The organism is Rhodococcus sp. BH5, from assembly GCF_027583855.1.
Classification (GTDB): domain Bacteria; phylum Actinomycetota; class Actinomycetes; order Mycobacteriales; family Mycobacteriaceae; genus Rhodococcus_F; species Rhodococcus_F qingshengii.
Map to the genome: position 1 here is coordinate 43,339 of NZ_JAJHVW010000003.1, position 16,152 is coordinate 59,490.

The window sequence follows — 16,152 nt, forward strand, 5'->3', positions numbered from 1 at the left end:
GTCAGGTTGCAGCGATTACGCCTGCGACCGGGATCCGGCCGAGAACTGCAACGCGGAAGTCCACCATCGCGCGCTCCACGTGATTGGCGCTCGAGACCACAACCACGCCGGTCGCGCCTCGATCGGCGAGAATCCGCGCAGAGTTGATCGCATTCTCGACTGTCGACCACGAAGTTCCCTCTTCGGTGATCCGGCCCGGGTTGACGCCGTTGGCAACGAGCCATTCGCGCATTGCCCTGGCTTCCGTTACTCCGGCCTTCGGAGCCCCACCGCTTGTGATGATCGGAGACTGCGGGTACTGACGGGCCAGCTGGAGCGCCGCCTGAAGCCGGTCGACCAACATCGGACGCATCGTGCCGTCGTCGAAGAGGCCGGCACCCAAGACGACGATGTTCGTGCCCACGGGGTTGAGGTCGAGCAGCACGGGCGACTGGCGTGTCAGCGTCTCAGCACTCGTGCACGCAAGAATGAGAGACCGCACCGGTGTTTGGCAGCCGCCCACCGTCGACAGGATGCCGTTGACGACCGTCGTCGGAGTGATGTCGGCACTCGCTGTCGCCGGCGACAATCCCACTCCGGCTGCGGCGATTACCGAAGCAGCAATCAATCCCTTCGTCAGAGACCTACGAACATTTGCCATGTAGCCGAACCCCCAGATTGTCGATTGTCCAGCCCACGGTAACGAACATTTCGTCGCGATTGCATCATTTGACTCAAATTTACTGTTCACTGACCGTCACACAGATTAAACATAAATATTGGGCAACAATTCGGGTTCGAAACCGTCATCTACCAGCATCTCGAATCGACGCGCCTGCCGCGTTACCGATCTGAGCTGCAGCATCCCCGAGCAGGCCGGCGACACTGAACGGCAACAATTCGTTGTTGCAGATCACGATGTTGCATCCGGGTGTTCCTGCTCGCCCCGTCCCGACCATCGTGTCGAAGATCAATTCGGGGTTCGCGAAGCCGACGAGCTGTGACGGATCGTCGATGAGCGGACCACCCGACCCATGCACGGGAGGCCCGACGTACGGCGGCGGTGGAACGTCCACGATCGAAGCGACGACAAGCCGCAAGAACTCCTGGAGATAGAGATCCCGAGGCGCGTTCTGCCACACCGGATGCGAAACATACTTGCTCACCGGCGCATTCACGGAGTAGAAGTCCTCGCCCGCGTTCACCCAGGTCAAGAAGCCGTACCCCCCATTGGACGGAGAGGGCGCGGACAACTCGTCGAGGTAGGCGGAGTCGATCAACGTCTGATCACGCCACGCGCCTCGTTGCACCATCAGCTGACCCAGTCTGGCCATGTCTCCCGGCCGGATTGCCAATCCGAGAATCAGACACGTTCACAGAGAACCACAGACGCATCACGTTTGGGAAGAGTCCGCCTCCATTCCGAGCGCGCGACGCGCTCCCAGCGCCATGGTGACCTGTACAAGATCTTTCGGTGACGACAGGTCAAGTCCCGTCAGGGAACTCGCTTTACGCAGGCGGTACACGACCGTGTTCGGGTGTACGTGCAACTGCCGAGCGGTGGTAGCTCGATCGAATCCGGAGTCGATGAAAGATTCGAGCGTCTCGAGCACGGCAGGATCGGACTCCAACCGCGACAACACATCTGCGAGGATCGGCAGCGCAGCGCTCGGGCGGGTCAGTTGATACTCGACTGCAAGATCCTCGAGACGCACGACCCCACTTGTACGGCCGTACTTTCGGGCAACGTTCAGCACCTCGCGCGCCTGCGACACCGCTGCGGGAATTGCCGGCGGTGCCGCGACATGTACGGCGGCAACCGTCGATGCACCGATGACCTTCTCGAGATCACCCAATCGTCGACACAATGAAAGATACTGCGGACTCGACGCCCAGTTCCCCTCAGCGGGTTCCGATTCCACAATAGGAATCAGTACGGCTCCGCCACTGCTCCCGAGCACCCCGAGCGCTTTGTCACGCCCCACCTGATCAAGCTCTCGTTGCAGGTGGCGCACCTTTCTCCGCTCGGCGACGGCAGTGTCCACCTCGGTCGAGGACTCGTCGTCATTCCGTTCGACGTGCAGCGCCACCACCCAGTACAGGCGCGCCAACCTGATGCCCACATCGTCGGAGACCCGATCAACATCGACACCCGTCGAAAGTGCTACGAACAATGACCTTCGCGCAGAATCCTCGTCCGTCTGGGTGACATGGTCGGAACCGTAGCCGGCAAGAACCGCCGACGCGGAAGCCGCGGTGTATGCATTCAAGAGTCGTCCGGTGCGGGCAAGTGCGACACCGTCTTCCGGGACCGCCCATTCGCTGATGGTCTCCCACCACAGCCCGGCTGCCAAGTGATATGCCCGCAGCACCTCACCGAGCGGAACCAATTCCTGAGCCCGTTGGCGAGCCGATTCGCTGATGTCGGCGAGCAACTCGGGCGCCAGATCGGCGCCGGTCCGCAGCATCGAAATGAACAGTTCCAGATTGCGCCTCACGATGGTGGTGACGTCGTTACGCAATGCCTCGTCAGGGAGCAACCGGTAGAAGGTGACGTCGCGGTGGACCAGATCGACTGTCTCAATGACCAGTGGATGGGTGCGTTGCGCCAGTCGGTCGGCCAGAGATCTGCCACCAACCAGGATCGGCTCGAACGGCAGATCTTTGTTTCCTGACACAAAACCCTCCACAGAATTGAATTGCCACCACAAGGCCGACCTGCCTTTTTCCTATCACTATGTAACCCACGCCACTCACGAATTCACAATCAGCGGCGTAACTGGAAGTCCCACCTTCGACCAAGAGGAGCCTCGAGTGACGTGGAAAACGCGCAGCGCAGCCATTCTGGCAGGCGTCGTGGCTGCCGGTTCGATCGCGGCTCTCGGGACCGGTGTGTCGAGTGCCGAGACAGCGGTCAGCACTATCCAGTACGTCGCGCTCGGCGATTCCGCGGCGGCCGGCCCACTGGTCACCGCGCAGGACTCGTCGTCACCGGGCTGTCTACGATCACTCGACAACTACCCGTCCGTGGTGGCGCGAGAACTCGGCGCTCAACTCACGGATATGACCTGCTCGTCGGCGCGATCCGCCAACGTCACGGACACCGCACAATCGACGTTCTCCGGTCAAGTATCACCGCAGGCAACAGCATTGGGGCCTGATACCGACCTCGTCACCATCACCATCGGTGCCAACGACATCTCGTTGTTCCCGACAGTTCTGAGCTGCGTCAATCCACTCCCCGAACCCACCGGAACGTCCTGCCGTGACAAGTTCACCTCCGGTGGCGTCGATCAACAGCGACAGATGATCGAAAATGCGTCCACAGGTTGGAGTTCCATGATCGAAGTCGCGCAGGATCGAGCACCGTCGGCGCGCATCGTCGTGGTCGGATACGGAACATACATCCGTAGTGGCGGCTGCCCCGGCACTCAGCCGTTCTGGCCGCGCGACGCCGACTATCTCCAGAGTGTGATCGACTACGGCAACACGGTCATGGCAGCAACTGCGGCCCGTTACGGCGTCGAGTACATCGACATCACCGAAACCACTGCCGGGCATGACATCTGCACGGACCCTGCCACTGCTTACTACACGGGAATCGTCCCTACCCAGCCGGCGGTTCCACTGCATCCCACTGCGGCCGGGATGCAGGCGATCGGGAAAACGGTCGCCGACGCTCTGTCCTGAGCTTCTCCCCCAGCACAATTCATTCAGCACTCGCGAAAAGGGTGGAACAATCATGTCAATTCAACGAGACGCTCCGCCGCTGCCGTCCGTCGACGGCGCCCCTGTCGGAACACGTGACAAACTTCTCGGCGGCACACTCGTCGCCCTGTTTCTCGCGAACATGCTCAACTTCTTCGACCGGGCGATCCCCTCAGTCGTTGCCGAGCCGATCAAGAACGAGTTTTCGCTCAGCGACTTGCAATTGGGATTGATCACCTCTGCATTCACCCTCGTCTACGCAGTCGCAGGACTGCCTCTGGGCCGGTTGGCCGACACGAAGAACCGTCCCAAGATCATCGGGATCGGACTCCTGGTGTGGAGCGGACTGACGGCAGCAACCGGTGCCGCCGGCAGCTATGTGCTGTTCATCCTCGCGCGTCTCGGCGTCGGTGTGGGCGAAGCGACCTTCACACCTGCAGCCAACTCGATGATCGGTGATATCTACCCGGCAGAACGACGCTCACGCGCACTTGGTGTCTTCATGCTCGGTTTGCCAATTGGCCTCATGCTCGCCTACTTCACCGTCGGCAAGATCGCCGAGGCATTCGACAGCTGGCGTGCACCGTTCTTCCTCGCGGCGATTCCCGGTGTCCTGCTTGCAGTCGTGCTCTACCGCATGGCAGATCCGGTTCGTGGTGGTTCCGAAAGTCCGGAGGCCCGCGCAGCCGCTGTTTCACAGGCACCGATCACCCGCCCGATCCGTCGTCTGCTCGCAATTCCCACGCTTCGTTGGCTCATCCTTGCCGGGCTGACGTTCAACTTCGCCGCCTACGCAGTGAATTCGTTTGTCGTCCCGCTGCTCATGCGCCAGTACCAGCTGAAACTGACTGCGGCGGCATCGGTCACCGGCATCATCGTCGGAATCACGGGCCTGATCGGATTGCTTCTCGGCGCTCGCTACGCTGACAAGGCCAGCGCACGCTCACCACGCGCACGGTTGATGATCGGTGTCGGAACCTCGGCATTGGCGGCACCTTTGACGGCGCTGGCACTGTTGCAACACGGCGGAAACGTCGTGATGTTCACGCTCTTGTTCTCGGCCGGGTGGCTTCTGGCCTACGGCTTCTACATCAGCGTCTACCCTGCCATTCACGACGTCGTGGTTCCCAGGCTCCGCGGCACTGCGACGGCGCTGTTCTTCGCTGCCATGTACCTTCTCGGCGGATTCTCCGGACCGGTTGCCGTTGGAGCGATCTCGGACTGGTTCGCCAAGCGTGCACTTGCAGATGCCGGTACCGGGAAGTTGGCTCAGTACGCCGGCGACGGGTTGAACTCGGCCATGTATCTCGTGCCGATCATGTTGGCACTCACCGCGGTATTCATCTACCTGGCTACCCGCACTGTCGGCAAGGACTCCGCGCGCATGCAAGCAGAGCTGAGCCAGGCCTGACCGACAAGTTCACGGGCGGTGGCGGGACCCTGAGGCCCCGCCACCGCCGAGTTCAGTTGACCGTAATCGCCAGAGTCGACAACATGGACCGCAACATGTCCGGCAAGCGAGCGATCATTCGCTGCTCGGTTATCCGAACGGAGACGGGCGCGGCCAGCGTCGCTCGCCACAGTTCCGGTTGATTCTTCATCAGGTTGTTGTAGACCGGGAGCAACTGATCGTTGATGTAGGTCCAACGACCATCCCGGTCCGCCCAGTTGAAGTCCGGAAGCGGCGTTTGCACAACAGCATTGCCCACCGCGAACGAGAGCGGGTTCGACTCGCGTGGCGGCACGACGCCAGGCATCGACGGTGATGCGGCGAAGGTGGTCAAGTAAGTCAACGAGCGACCAACGCTACCGCGGTAGGCCTTCGCCTCGTCCCACTGATCACCCACCGACTGGTACTGCTCCCTTCGCAGCAGACGCACATTGCCGTCGAAGACCGATTCCGGTGTCCCCGAAGCAATGTTGTTCCACGCGATACGGGCGTTCTCGTCGAGCAGCCCTGCGCGATCGAGTTCGGCGATGCCGTCGACACCGTCGTGAACCCACGCCATGTGCATGGGAATCAGGTCCGAGAAGATGTGTTTGCTCATCGCAATCACTTTCCCCTGGAACCACATCACGTCCTCGGGGCGAATCTCGTGGCCGACCTCGAGAAGTGCCGCAATGTCCTCGGGTGCTCCCATCGACGATGCAACCGGCGACCCGATGCGGTCGATCTCTCGCCAGACCAGTGCCATCGCCTCGCTGATCGCTTGGACTTCCAGCACAACCCGCCCGTAGTCCAAGTCGAGGAGTCCACCGGCGAAAGCGGGCCCGACCATTCCTCCCATACCTGCCCACTGCAGCTCTCGATGCTCAAGCTGGAGTCGCTCGTAGAACTGGAAAGTGTTGGTGAGGTTTCCGAGATTCGCGTGCACACCGTCGAACGGAGTCCACGAAGCGAGATCGATACCTGCCGACTCCGTCCCGACCGCGAGCCAGTACTGCTTGAGCAGTGTCTGATAGCGATGCGGATCCACTCCCGAGGCTCGGGCGGTATCCACCAAAGACCGCAGCGTCGCGGAATCCGATGGCAGAGAAGGATGCAGGCCGCCCGTGGCTTCGGCGTTTGCGTTCACTGCTTCCAGGTCGAGGTACCTGTCGAGCTCACCAGCACCCGCGGACGCCCTGCCTCCCAGTACGACGGCACCGCCGATACCTGCCGAAGCAACGAGAACCGTGCGCGCAAAATCCCTGCGCGTCAGAGACTTCCGCAAGCTCATCGTCCCTCGGCTTCGTCGAACGTCTTTGCCAGCCAGGCGATGTCCTGCATACCCAGCTGATCGGTCACCGTCTTGTACAGGTTGGTCACGTAATCGAGCGGCCCGCAATGCGACGGGAGCAGGTCCACGTTGCCGCCGTCTGCTCGATATGTCTGCGCCAATTGCTCTGCCTCACTGAAGGGAACGAGAAAGTCGTCCTCACAGGAAGAAATCAGAAGCTTGGAAGCCGGCGCCTGCTTTCCCAACGTGTTGTCCGCGTACGCCGCGGCCAGCGCAGGGATCGTTCGGGGCGAAGGGTTGGTGAGTAGGACGTCGAACGGAACGAATGGGAGTCCGAGGTAGAGCGCCTGGCAGGACGCGCGGAAGGCTGCGGCGACGTTGTGACCGATCGGAGTCAGATGGTCGTCGAGCCGAACGTCGGGGTAGCCCGCGTCGAATCCGAGAATGCTCGAGAAGACGAATCCGGAACCGATCCCACCGGCCGCTGTTTCCTCGAACGTTGCCGGGTCGATCATCATCGCCTGAATGGCACTGGCCTGGACGTTCAGTTCCGGCGCATATTCATGGGCCTGTTCCGCGGCAAAGCCCGCTGCGACACCGCCTCCGGCGACACCGTAGATGCCGACAGGGGTGTCTGATTCGAGGCCGCCTTCCGGAAGCGCGAGTGCTGCCCGAACGCCGTCGAGCGTTGCCTTCCCTGAGAACTGTCCGATCGAGAACGGATGGGGAGCAGTGTCGCCGTCGTTGCCGACGTCGCTCATCATCACTGCCCAGCCGTGGCCGAACATCTGAGCCACCGGGCCGAGCGCCGAGAACATCGCCGGGTCGCTCTGATTGCCGCCGGTCCACTGGTGACTTGGTGCGCAGTTCGCGCCGAGGCTGTCGTTCGCCTCGGCGTATCCGATGATCTTGCGATCACCTGGCGCAGTTCCGTCCTCGGGAATCATCAGAATTCCGGTGCTGATCACCTGCCGACCGAAGTGATCAGTGGTGGTGTACATCAGTTGATGAGCCGAGACCACGTCGGGGCGGACCTGGTAGACCTGCACGCTGACCGGACGCGCTTTGAGAAGTGTGCCGGGGGCGGTACCCGGCTCGATTTCGGGTTCGTCGAACCACGGATCATCGGACGAGAGCCCGAGTGGAGTCAATTCGGTGGAAATGTCAGCGCCTTGGAGTGCCTTCACGACCAACGGATTGAACACGTCGGCCAGGTCGACGGTCTCCTGCGCACCAGCCGGCGACCCCACCGCAAACAAGGCCACTGCCAGGGCCGATGCCGTTCCGGCGCGCCATGACCACCGTCGCCACGTCGAGTCAAACATCGTTCACGAGTTCCTTACTTTCGGGTAATGAGCACCCCTACACTCCCATTCACCTGCATTAACAGACAAGTCGGGCACCCATCCGTTGGCCGAAAACCCCGATCGGGCTTAGGCTGACGGCACCTGTCCGGCAAGTCTGGCGTGGGAGGTTTGTCTGTGAGTGCTCCGACCCGTGTATCGCGAGCTACCGGCGATTCACTCCAAGCTCGACCGCGGCCGTCCAACATCACGTGCAAGATTCTGATGGCCGTGACAGGACTGATCTTCGCCGCTTTCGTTCTCGTCCACATGATCGGAAACCTGAAGGTCTACACCGGTGCCGATCACTTCGACGACTACGCACACTGGCTACGAACGGTGTTCGAACCCTTCCTGCCCTACGAGGGACTTCTGTGGATTCTTCGCATCGTCTTGCTCGCGTCATTGGTCGCACACGTCTGGTGTGCCTGGCTGCTCACCGTCCGCGGACGCCGAGCTCGAGGAAAATTTCGACGTAAAGGTCTGGGAATCAAGTCCTTTACAGCGCGCACGATGCCCGTCACCGGAGCTGTGCTGCTGCTATTCGTCATTTTCCACATACTCGACCTCACGACCGGAACCCGACCCATCGGCAGCAGCGAGTACGAAGCGGCCACGCGCACACAGAGTTACGCATACGACAATCTGATTGCCAGCTTCGAGCGTCCGCTGGTGGCAGCGTTCTACATCGTCGCGATGGCTCTGCTGGCAATGCACCTCGCACACGGACTCTGGAGCGCGGTCAACGATCTCGGCGTGACCGGCCAACGACTGCGCCAGATTGGCGTTGCACTCTCCGGAATCTTTGCGCTCGTCGTGATGGTCGGAAACATGTCGATCCCCATCGCGGTCATGACCGGCGCCATCTCGAAGACAGGAGCGTCATAAGTGAACAGCTTCGAACTCGACGATCTGCGCAGCATCGGGACACCGGTGGACGGTAAGGTCCCGGCCGGCGATCCGGCGACGGCCTGGCCCACTCGCAAACTCGACTACAAGCTCGTCAGCCCACTCAACCGGCGCAAGTTCACGGTCATCGTCGTCGGTACCGGCCTCGCCGGCGCGGCCTGCGCCGCCTCCCTCGGTGAACTGGGCTACCACGTCGAGTCCTTCACCTTCCACGATGCACCCCGCCGTGCACACAGTGTCGCCGCGCAAGGAGGCATCAACGCTGCTCGCGCTCGAAAAGTGGACAACGACAGTCTCGCCCGCTTCGTGAAGGACACCGTCAAGGGCGGTGATTTCCGGGGCCGTGAGGCCGACTGTTTCCGTCTCGCCGAAGAATCCGTACGCGTCATCGATCACATGAATGCCATCGGGGCACCGTTTGCTCGCGAGTACGGCGGCACTCTGGCCACCCGATCCTTCGGCGGCGTTCAGGTGTCGCGCACGTACTACACGCGCGGGCAGACAGGCCAGCAGTTGCAGATAGCGTCGTCGCAGGCACTGCAACGTCAGATCGCAGCCGGAACGGTCAACCTACACACCCGAACCGAGATGCTCGATCTCATCGTTTCGGACGGGCGAGCACAAGGGATAGTCACACGCGATCTCGTGACCGGTGAGATCGGCGCCACCACAGGCCATGCCGTCGTACTGGCATCCGGCGGCTACGGAACCGTATTCCACAAGTCCACACTTGCGAAGAATTCCAACGCCACGGCCGCGTGGCGAGCGCACCGACGCGGTGCGTTGATGGCTTCACCCTCGTTCATCCAATTCCATCCGACGGCGCTTCCCGTCAACTCCGAGTGGCAGTCGAAAACCATTCTGATGAGCGAATCCCTGCGCAACGACGGCCGGATCTGGGTACCGGCCAAGCCCGGAGACGATCGTGAGCCCGGCGACATTCCCGAAAACGAACGCGACTACTACCTCGAGCGCAAATATCCTGCGTTCGGGAACCTCTCTCCCCGCGACGTCTCTTCACGGGCCGCCCGCGAGCAAATCGACTCCGGTCACGGCGTCGGCCCTCTGAAAAACAGTGTGTACCTGGATTTCCGCGATGCGTTGGCACGGCTCGGCCGCAAGACCATCGAGGAGCGATACGGAAATCTGTTCTCGATGTATCGCGACGCCACCAGCGAAGACCCCTATACGGTGCCGATGCGCATCGCCCCCGGAGCCCACTTCACCATGGGAGGACTGTGGAACGACTACGACCAGATGACCTCCATCCCCGGCTTGTTCGTCGGTGGTGAGGCAGGCTGGGGATACCACGGGGCCAACCGCCTCGGCGCCAATTCGTTGCTCTCGGCATGCGTCGACGGCTGGTTCACCCTCCCGTACGCGATTCCGAATTATCTTGCACCGCTACTCGGATCCACTCCACTCGAACTGTCCGATCCCGCTGTGACGTCGACGCTCACTGACGTGAGGGGTCGGGTGGACCTGCTGCTCTCGGTCGGCGGAACACACGGCCCCGACAGGTTCCATCGACAACTGGGCGAGATCCTCTATGCGGGTTGCGGTGTCACCCGAACGGCCGAGGGCTTGACCAAGGCGATCGCCGAAATCCGCGCACTGCGAACCGATTTCTGGTCGAACCTGCGAGTTGCCGGCAGCGGAAACCAGTTCAACCAGGAGTTGGAAAGGGCCGGCAGGGTAGCCGATTTCCTCGAGCTCGCCGAACTGATGTGCGTCGATGCTCTCGATCGTGACGAGTCCTGTGGAGCGCACTTTCGTGCCGAACATCAGACTCCCGACGGCGAAGCGCAGCGAAACGATCAGGACTGGTGCTTCGTCTCCGCGTGGGAAACCGCCCAGGACGGCAGACACGTTCGACACGACGAGCCGTTGTCCTTCACCGCTGTTCCACTGCAGACGAGGAACTACGTATGAAAATCACCGTGGACGTGTGGCGCCAATCCGGACCTGAGTCGTCCGGCGCATTCGACACCTACCAAATAGACGACGCGACGGTGGAGATGTCGCTGCTGGAGCTCCTCGACCGACTCAACGACCAACTCGTGGAGAGCGGCAACGAACCCATCGCCTTCGATTCCGACTGCCGAGAAGGGATCTGCGGGTCCTGTGGCATCACCGTCGACGACGTTCCCCATGGGCCGGTTGCGAACACTCCCACGTGCCGTCAGCACCTGCGCAGCTTCTCCGACGGTGACCGAATCAAACTGGAGCCGTTCCGCTCCGCGGCCTTTCCCGTGGTCCGAGACCTCGTCGTCGATCGCTCTGCGCTCGACCGGGTGCTCGAAGCCGGTGGATACGTTTCGGTCAATGCAGGAACCGCGCCGGACGCAGACAGTCAGCCGCTCTCGCATCAAAGTGCCGAAGCTGCACTGGACTTCGCCGCATGCATCGGCTGTGGCGCTTGCGTGGCAGCCTGCCCGAACGGTGCCGCGCACCTCTTCACCGGGTCCAAACTGACCCACCTGTCTCTCGTCACGCAGGGCCGCAACGAACGTGGCAAGCGGGCCCGAGCGATGTCGCACCAGATGGAGGCCGATTTCGGGCCGTGCTCGACCTACGGTGAATGTGCGCAGGTGTGTCCCGCGGAGATACCGCTGACCGCGATTGCCGCTGTCAACAAGGAATCGATGCGATTCGGATTGCGGCGCAAGGACAACTGATCGTCACCAGGCGCCGATCAGCTTCATCCACGCGCCGCCGATGATCGTCCAGATCAGGATGATCACGACGCTCATCACGAAACCGATTCGGAACCACTCCGAGGTCTTGATGTATCCGGAACCGTAGATCACTCCGGCCGGACCGGACGCGTAGTGCGAGATACCGCCGAACAGGCTGCCGATGAAGCCGAATACCAGGGCCGAGAACAGCGGCGGCGCACCGGTTGCCACCGCCGCGCCGAGAAACACCGCGTACATGGCGACGATCTGCGCGGTGTTCGACGCAAACAGATAGTGCGCGTAGAAGTACACCAAGGTCAGGATCGCAAAAGCCCAGATCCACGGCAAACCGTCGACGCTCGAGGAGACCTGGGTTCCGATCCACGAGATCACGCCGAGTTCTTCGAGATGGCTTGCCATACCGACCAGAACGGCAAAGAACACGAGCGTCTGCCACGCCCCGGTGTCGTGGACCAGGTTGTTCCACGTCAGCACCTTGGTCACCAACAGGATGCCGATTCCGACGAATGCTGTTGTAGTGGCATTGACGTTGAGCTGCGAGCCCAGGCACCAGAGCACCAGCAGCAGAACGAAGGTGGCGGCCATGATCTTCTCGTTGCGGCTGATCGGACCTGCCTTGCGCAGTTCCTCCCTGGCTTGCTCGGGTGCTTTCGGAGTCTTCAACATCGTGGGCGGGAAGATCTTCGACATCACCCACGGGATCGCGATCAGACTCGCAATTCCCGGAACCGATGCTGCCAGCGCCCATTTGCCCCACGAGATGTCGATGCCGATCTTGGCAGCCGCATCGACGGCCACAGGGTTACCCGCCATGGCGGTGATGAACATCGCGGAGGTCACGACGTTGACTTGCAGCGACGTGAGCAGCAGATATGCTCCGAGCTTCTTGCGAGAGTCCTCGGGCTCGGGATTGGAGTCCTCCAACTTGCTCAGCGAGACGATGATCGGATAGACGACGCCACCCGCACGGGCGGTGTTCGACGGCGTCGCCGGAGCAAGTATCAAGTCCGTCAACGCCATTCCGTAGGACAATCCGAGACTCGACTTGCCGAGTTTGGTCACGAACATGAGCGCAACCCGTTTGCCGAGTCCAGTGACCAGAAAGCCCTCGGCAATGAAGAACGATGCGACAATCAGCCAGATCGTGGTGTTACTGAAGCCGGACAACGCTTCCGTCGGCGTCTCGGTCTGGGTGATCATGGCGATCGATAGGCCTACCAGCGCCACAGAACCCGTCGGCAGCGGCTGCAAGATCAACGCCACGATGGTGCCGACGAAGATTCCGAGCATGTGCATGCCCTTGGGATCCACACCGTCCGGAACAGGCATGAAATAGATGATCAAGCCGAGGACGACGGGCACCGCAGCCGGGTAGTACCGCCTGAGCACTGATTGTTTCGACGGCTCCGCCGGCGGTGTCGTCTCAGAAAAAGACTCAGTGCTTTCGGATTTGGCCTCGGACATTTGCATCTCCTCGACTTGTCGCCCCAGGTGATCGCCCCAGATGATTGTCCCCCAAACATCAGGTTTTCGTGCGGTCAATCCAAGTTCGAGAGAAATTGCCCGGAAGTACAGTCGTCCTTACGAGGCGCTGTCTCGCACCGACGCTTCAGTGGGAGAATGCCCATCTCTCGCAAAAGATTGTGCCAATCGATCAACAGAGGCGCCGGCGTGCTGCACGCTTGAATCTCGGAGAGTTGTTCAACCTGCTTCTGCGAAAGGTATTCGTCGGCACGATTTTTGGGTCAGGACTGCGCGGATTGCCGATCTCGACCGGATCTTCGCGCGTGATGTGATCCAATTCCGAAGCATGTCAGCCGACAGACAGACCCACGAACCGAGAAGATTCGTATCGGGCCGACGAGTGGTTGCGCCATCTATTGTCGGGAGTGTGACGGAATCCGACGCCCACGAGGACTCGACCGACTCCACTGAATCGGCAGTGGCCGATCACCCGAGGAAACGTCCACTGTGGCGTGAGATTCTGATCCTCGTTGTCGTCGCACTTGTCCTGAGTGTTGTCATTCAGAACTTCGTCGGACGCATCTTTCTGATCCCGTCGGAGTCCATGGAACCGACACTTCACGGATGCACCGGCTGCACGGGAGACAAGATCCTCGTCGACAGAATCAGCTATCGATTCGGGGATCCGCAACCTGGGGATGTGGTCGTGTTCAAGGGACCCGAGTCCTGGAACGACGAGTACAAATCCATTCGATCCGACAATTCGATTGTTCGCGCGTTTCAGGGACTCGGGTCCATCGTCGGCTTGGTCCCGCCGGACGAAAACGACCTCGTGAAGCGGGTAGTCGCGGTCGGTGGCCAAACCGTACAGTGTCTGTCCGAGGAAGAGGGGCTTCGGGTGAACGGCAAGCCGCTGACCGAGCCGTACATCGACAAGCGCATTCCGGGCAACGATACCTCTTGTCAAGGAAGGTATTTCGGGCCGGTCACGGTTCCCGACGGGAACCTGTGGGTGATGGGCGACAACCGCGCCCATTCGAAGGATTCACGTTTCCATCTCGATGACGAACACAGTGGAACGGTGCCGATCGACAATGTCATCGGCAAGGTTCAATTGATCGTCCTTCCCTTCTCACGGTGGGGAACTGTGAGCTCGTTCGATCCGCAGTGACAGATCGAATCAACCAGGCGGCCCGCATCTTCGGACGGCACAGTCGACATGGCTCCGCTTTCGGACGATCATCGAGCGCATCTGTTACCGAGGGTAGGAGAACCACATGCGCGCTCGACGCATCACCGCCAATCTCAAAGTCGCCGATGTCGGAACCGCCAAGAGCTTCTACTCCGACTTTCTCGGCCTGAGCACCGACGAGTTCAACATGGGGTGGGTCGCTCGCTACACCTCTCCCGACACCGGCGCGAACGTACAGCTCGTCACGCACGACGCCACTGCAGCCGAGGACTCGGTCATCTCAGTCCACACGGACGACGTCGACGGCGCCTACGAAGAGGCCCGCAGGCTCGGCTACGAAATCGTGCACCCCATAACGACCGAAGAGTGGGGTGTTCGCCGATTCCTCGTCCGGGCACCCGATGGCAACGTCGTCAACATCGTGCGACACCGGGACTGAGCAGCGGAAAGAACCCCATTCGACGTTTTAGGTCATTTGACCTAGAGTTAGGTGCATGACCGATTCATTGCAGTATTCAGCCGACGGCCCGATCCTCGTGGCCGGCGGATACGGAACCGTGGGCAGCGCCCTGACAGCGTTGCTCGCCCCCGACTTCCCACTACTCCTCACCGGACGCACCCCCGAGCGAGGCGACGAACTGGCCGGCCGTCACGGCGCTTCCGTCCGCCGCTGGGACCTCCTCGACCCGACACCCTTCGACGCGTCCGTACGCGCGGTCGTTTCGACGGTCAACGATCCCCACGATCGTGTCCTGTCCGCCGCCGTCGAGGCCGGCATTCCGTACGTGGACATCACCCGCTGGACAACCCGCGTCGCTCGCGCCGCCACTCTGGCGGGTCAGAAGTCGCCGAGCGCACCGGTGTACCTGTCGTCCGGATGGATGGGCGGAGTCACCAATATCGTCGCCGCAGCGCTGGCCGAGGAACTGGGTGGCGCGAGCACGATCGACGTCTCGATTCGCTACGACGTCAACGACATTGCCGGGCTGGACTCCGTCGACTTCATCGATCGGCTCGGGCAGGATTTCGAGGTGATGCAGCAAGGAAACCCGATCACCGTCAGCCCGTTGACGGATACACGCTGGGTCGACTTCCCCGGATCGCGCACCAAGGTCGGAAGAATCGACACTCCGGAACAATTCACGTTCCCCATGACCTTGGGCGCCGAAACTGCCAGCACTCGAATAGGTTTCAGTTCGAATGCATCCACAACTGCGCTGCTCGCCGCCAAGAAGGTGGGTCTGTTCCGTTGGGGTCGCGGCGACCGCTTCACACCGCTACGACGCGGACTCCTGTACTCGCCGGGCAAGGGCGGGAGCGCGCAAGTACGCATCGATGTCACCGGCCCGAGCGGCACGACAAGCGCGACAATCGTCGACCGGCAGGGCCAGGCTCACCTCACCGCGGTGGGCGGCGCGCTGGCCGTCAGACGAGCCTTGGCCGACGATGCCCGGCCTGGAGTCACTTTCCCCGAATCGCTTCCGAACCCTCGCCGCACCGTCTCCGAGTTGGAGAGCTTCGGGGTGGCAGTATTGCGACCATGACCCTCTCCAAGGGCGCCGCCCGTGCGGCAGCACTTCTCGACGCAGCAGAACAGGTCCTCACTACTCAGGGCAATGCCAACTCGGCAATGCGCGATTTCGCAGCCGCGGCCGGAGTGCGGGTAGGACATCTGCAGCACTACTACCCCACCCGTGCAGATCTGATACGCGCAGTGATGTCACGTGCATTGACCCGCTCACTGGATCGCCTTGCCGTCGTCCCCGATACGGATCAGAGCCTTTCCCGCGAGGAATCCGAACACTTCATCGGAGTCCTGCTCGGAGAACAGGACGACCAGGCCACTGTGCGTCTGTACGTCGAAGTATGGGCCATTGCAGCGGCGGACCAAGAAGTCGCGGTCGTGCTTCGAGACTTCTACGCCCAGTACATCGCACACGTAGAGCGCGCAGTCGCGTGTGCACAACCGGAGCTGGATGCGACTGAACTTGGCGCGACAGCGCAGACCATCGTGAGCCTGCTCGAGGGTTCCGCAATTCTCCGATCGGGAATCACCGGCCGAAAGTCCGAGGCTTCGGACCGAAAGCTCGTGGACACACTGCAGTACCTGATTCACGGGTCCTGACTCGGACGTATCG

Annotated in this window: 15 protein-coding genes; 9 read left to right on the forward strand and 6 right to left on the reverse strand. The window is 61.5% G+C overall.

Features of this window, described 5'->3' with window-relative positions; translation table 11 throughout:
* Position 1: 1 nt before the first annotated feature.
* Genes RhoBH5_RS09260 through RhoBH5_RS09270 form a run of 3 tightly spaced genes read right to left on the reverse strand, consistent with a single transcriptional unit; the run spans position 2 to position 2,657 of the window.
* Positions 2-730: a YdcF family protein gene (locus tag RhoBH5_RS09260; RefSeq protein ID WP_030536059.1), complete on the reverse strand. Its 729-nt coding sequence runs from the start codon at positions 728-730 to the stop codon at positions 2-4.
* 55 nt (positions 731-785) lie between these two features.
* Positions 786-1,313, reverse strand: coding sequence for a hypothetical protein (locus RhoBH5_RS09265; protein WP_007730781.1), 528 nt, complete (start codon positions 1,311-1,313; stop codon positions 786-788).
* A gap of 60 nt (positions 1,314-1,373) precedes the next feature.
* Complete coding sequence (locus RhoBH5_RS09270) at positions 1,374-2,657, reverse strand: PucR family transcriptional regulator (protein ID WP_007730774.1); 1,284 nt, start codon at positions 2,655-2,657, stop codon at positions 1,374-1,376.
* A 136-nt stretch (positions 2,658-2,793) separates the two neighbouring features.
* Between RhoBH5_RS09270 and RhoBH5_RS09275 the strand changes: the two genes are divergently transcribed.
* Positions 2,794-3,669, forward strand: a complete 876-nt coding sequence (locus tag RhoBH5_RS09275; protein ID WP_007730772.1) for an SGNH/GDSL hydrolase family protein — start codon at positions 2,794-2,796, stop codon at positions 3,667-3,669.
* Positions 3,670-3,721: 52 nt separating this feature from the next.
* The gene (locus RhoBH5_RS09280; RefSeq protein ID WP_193594840.1) at positions 3,722-5,098 is read left to right on the forward strand and encodes a spinster family MFS transporter; all 1,377 of its coding nucleotides are present in this window, start codon (positions 3,722-3,724) and stop codon (positions 5,096-5,098) included.
* A 52-nt stretch (positions 5,099-5,150) separates the two neighbouring features.
* Here the strand turns inward: RhoBH5_RS09280 and RhoBH5_RS09285 are convergent, their stop codons facing one another.
* Both RhoBH5_RS09285 and RhoBH5_RS09290 read right to left on the reverse strand, forming a co-directional pair.
* Positions 5,151-6,407 carry a hypothetical protein gene (locus RhoBH5_RS09285; protein ID WP_007730769.1) on the reverse strand — a complete coding sequence of 419 codons (1,257 nt, stop codon included), beginning with the start codon at positions 6,405-6,407 and terminating at the stop codon, positions 5,151-5,153.
* Entirely contained in the window at positions 6,404-7,732 is a 1,329-nt protein-coding gene (locus RhoBH5_RS09290) for a lipase family protein (protein WP_007730767.1), read from the reverse strand. Before RhoBH5_RS09290 ends, RhoBH5_RS09285 begins: the two co-directional genes overlap by 4 nt.
* Before the next feature lie 156 nt (positions 7,733-7,888).
* Here RhoBH5_RS09290 and RhoBH5_RS09295 point away from each other — a divergent pair, with 156 nt between their 5' ends.
* From RhoBH5_RS09295 to RhoBH5_RS09305, 3 genes are read left to right on the forward strand one after another with little or no spacing between them, the layout of a single operon-like run.
* A complete protein-coding gene (locus RhoBH5_RS09295; protein ID WP_047269404.1) occupies positions 7,889-8,638 on the forward strand; it encodes a succinate dehydrogenase cytochrome b subunit in 750 nt (249 codons plus the stop codon).
* Positions 8,639-10,591, forward strand: a complete 1,953-nt coding sequence (locus RhoBH5_RS09300; RefSeq protein WP_007730764.1) for a fumarate reductase/succinate dehydrogenase flavoprotein subunit — start codon at positions 8,639-8,641, stop codon at positions 10,589-10,591.
* Positions 10,588-11,337 carry a succinate dehydrogenase/fumarate reductase iron-sulfur subunit gene (locus tag RhoBH5_RS09305; RefSeq protein ID WP_042921559.1) on the forward strand — a complete coding sequence of 250 codons (750 nt, stop codon included), beginning with the start codon at positions 10,588-10,590 and terminating at the stop codon, positions 11,335-11,337. The genes RhoBH5_RS09300 and RhoBH5_RS09305 overlap by 4 nt, the downstream gene beginning before the upstream one ends.
* Before the next feature lie 3 nt (positions 11,338-11,340).
* On the opposite strand, the gene RhoBH5_RS09310 is transcribed toward RhoBH5_RS09305, so the two are convergent.
* The gene (locus RhoBH5_RS09310; RefSeq protein WP_042446385.1) at positions 11,341-12,822 is read right to left on the reverse strand and encodes an anion permease; all 1,482 of its coding nucleotides are present in this window, start codon (positions 12,820-12,822) and stop codon (positions 11,341-11,343) included.
* 427 nt (positions 12,823-13,249) lie between these two features.
* Between RhoBH5_RS09310 and lepB the strand changes: the two genes are divergently transcribed.
* The 4 genes from lepB (at position 13,250) to RhoBH5_RS09330 (ending at position 16,139) form a co-directional block, all read left to right on the forward strand.
* Positions 13,250-13,993, forward strand: coding sequence for a signal peptidase I (gene lepB / locus RhoBH5_RS09315; protein WP_042446389.1), 744 nt, complete (start codon positions 13,250-13,252; stop codon positions 13,991-13,993).
* A 106-nt stretch (positions 13,994-14,099) separates the two neighbouring features.
* Entirely contained in the window at positions 14,100-14,453 is a 354-nt protein-coding gene (locus RhoBH5_RS09320; RefSeq protein ID WP_270008183.1) for a glyoxalase superfamily protein, read from the forward strand.
* A 55-nt stretch (positions 14,454-14,508) separates the two neighbouring features.
* Positions 14,509-15,558: a saccharopine dehydrogenase family protein gene (locus RhoBH5_RS09325; RefSeq protein ID WP_042921555.1), complete on the forward strand. Its 1,050-nt coding sequence runs from the start codon at positions 14,509-14,511 to the stop codon at positions 15,556-15,558.
* Positions 15,555-16,139, forward strand: coding sequence for a TetR/AcrR family transcriptional regulator (locus tag RhoBH5_RS09330; RefSeq protein WP_007730752.1), 585 nt, complete (start codon positions 15,555-15,557; stop codon positions 16,137-16,139). The genes RhoBH5_RS09325 and RhoBH5_RS09330 overlap by 4 nt, the downstream gene beginning before the upstream one ends.
* Positions 16,140-16,152: the final 13 nt, after the last annotated feature.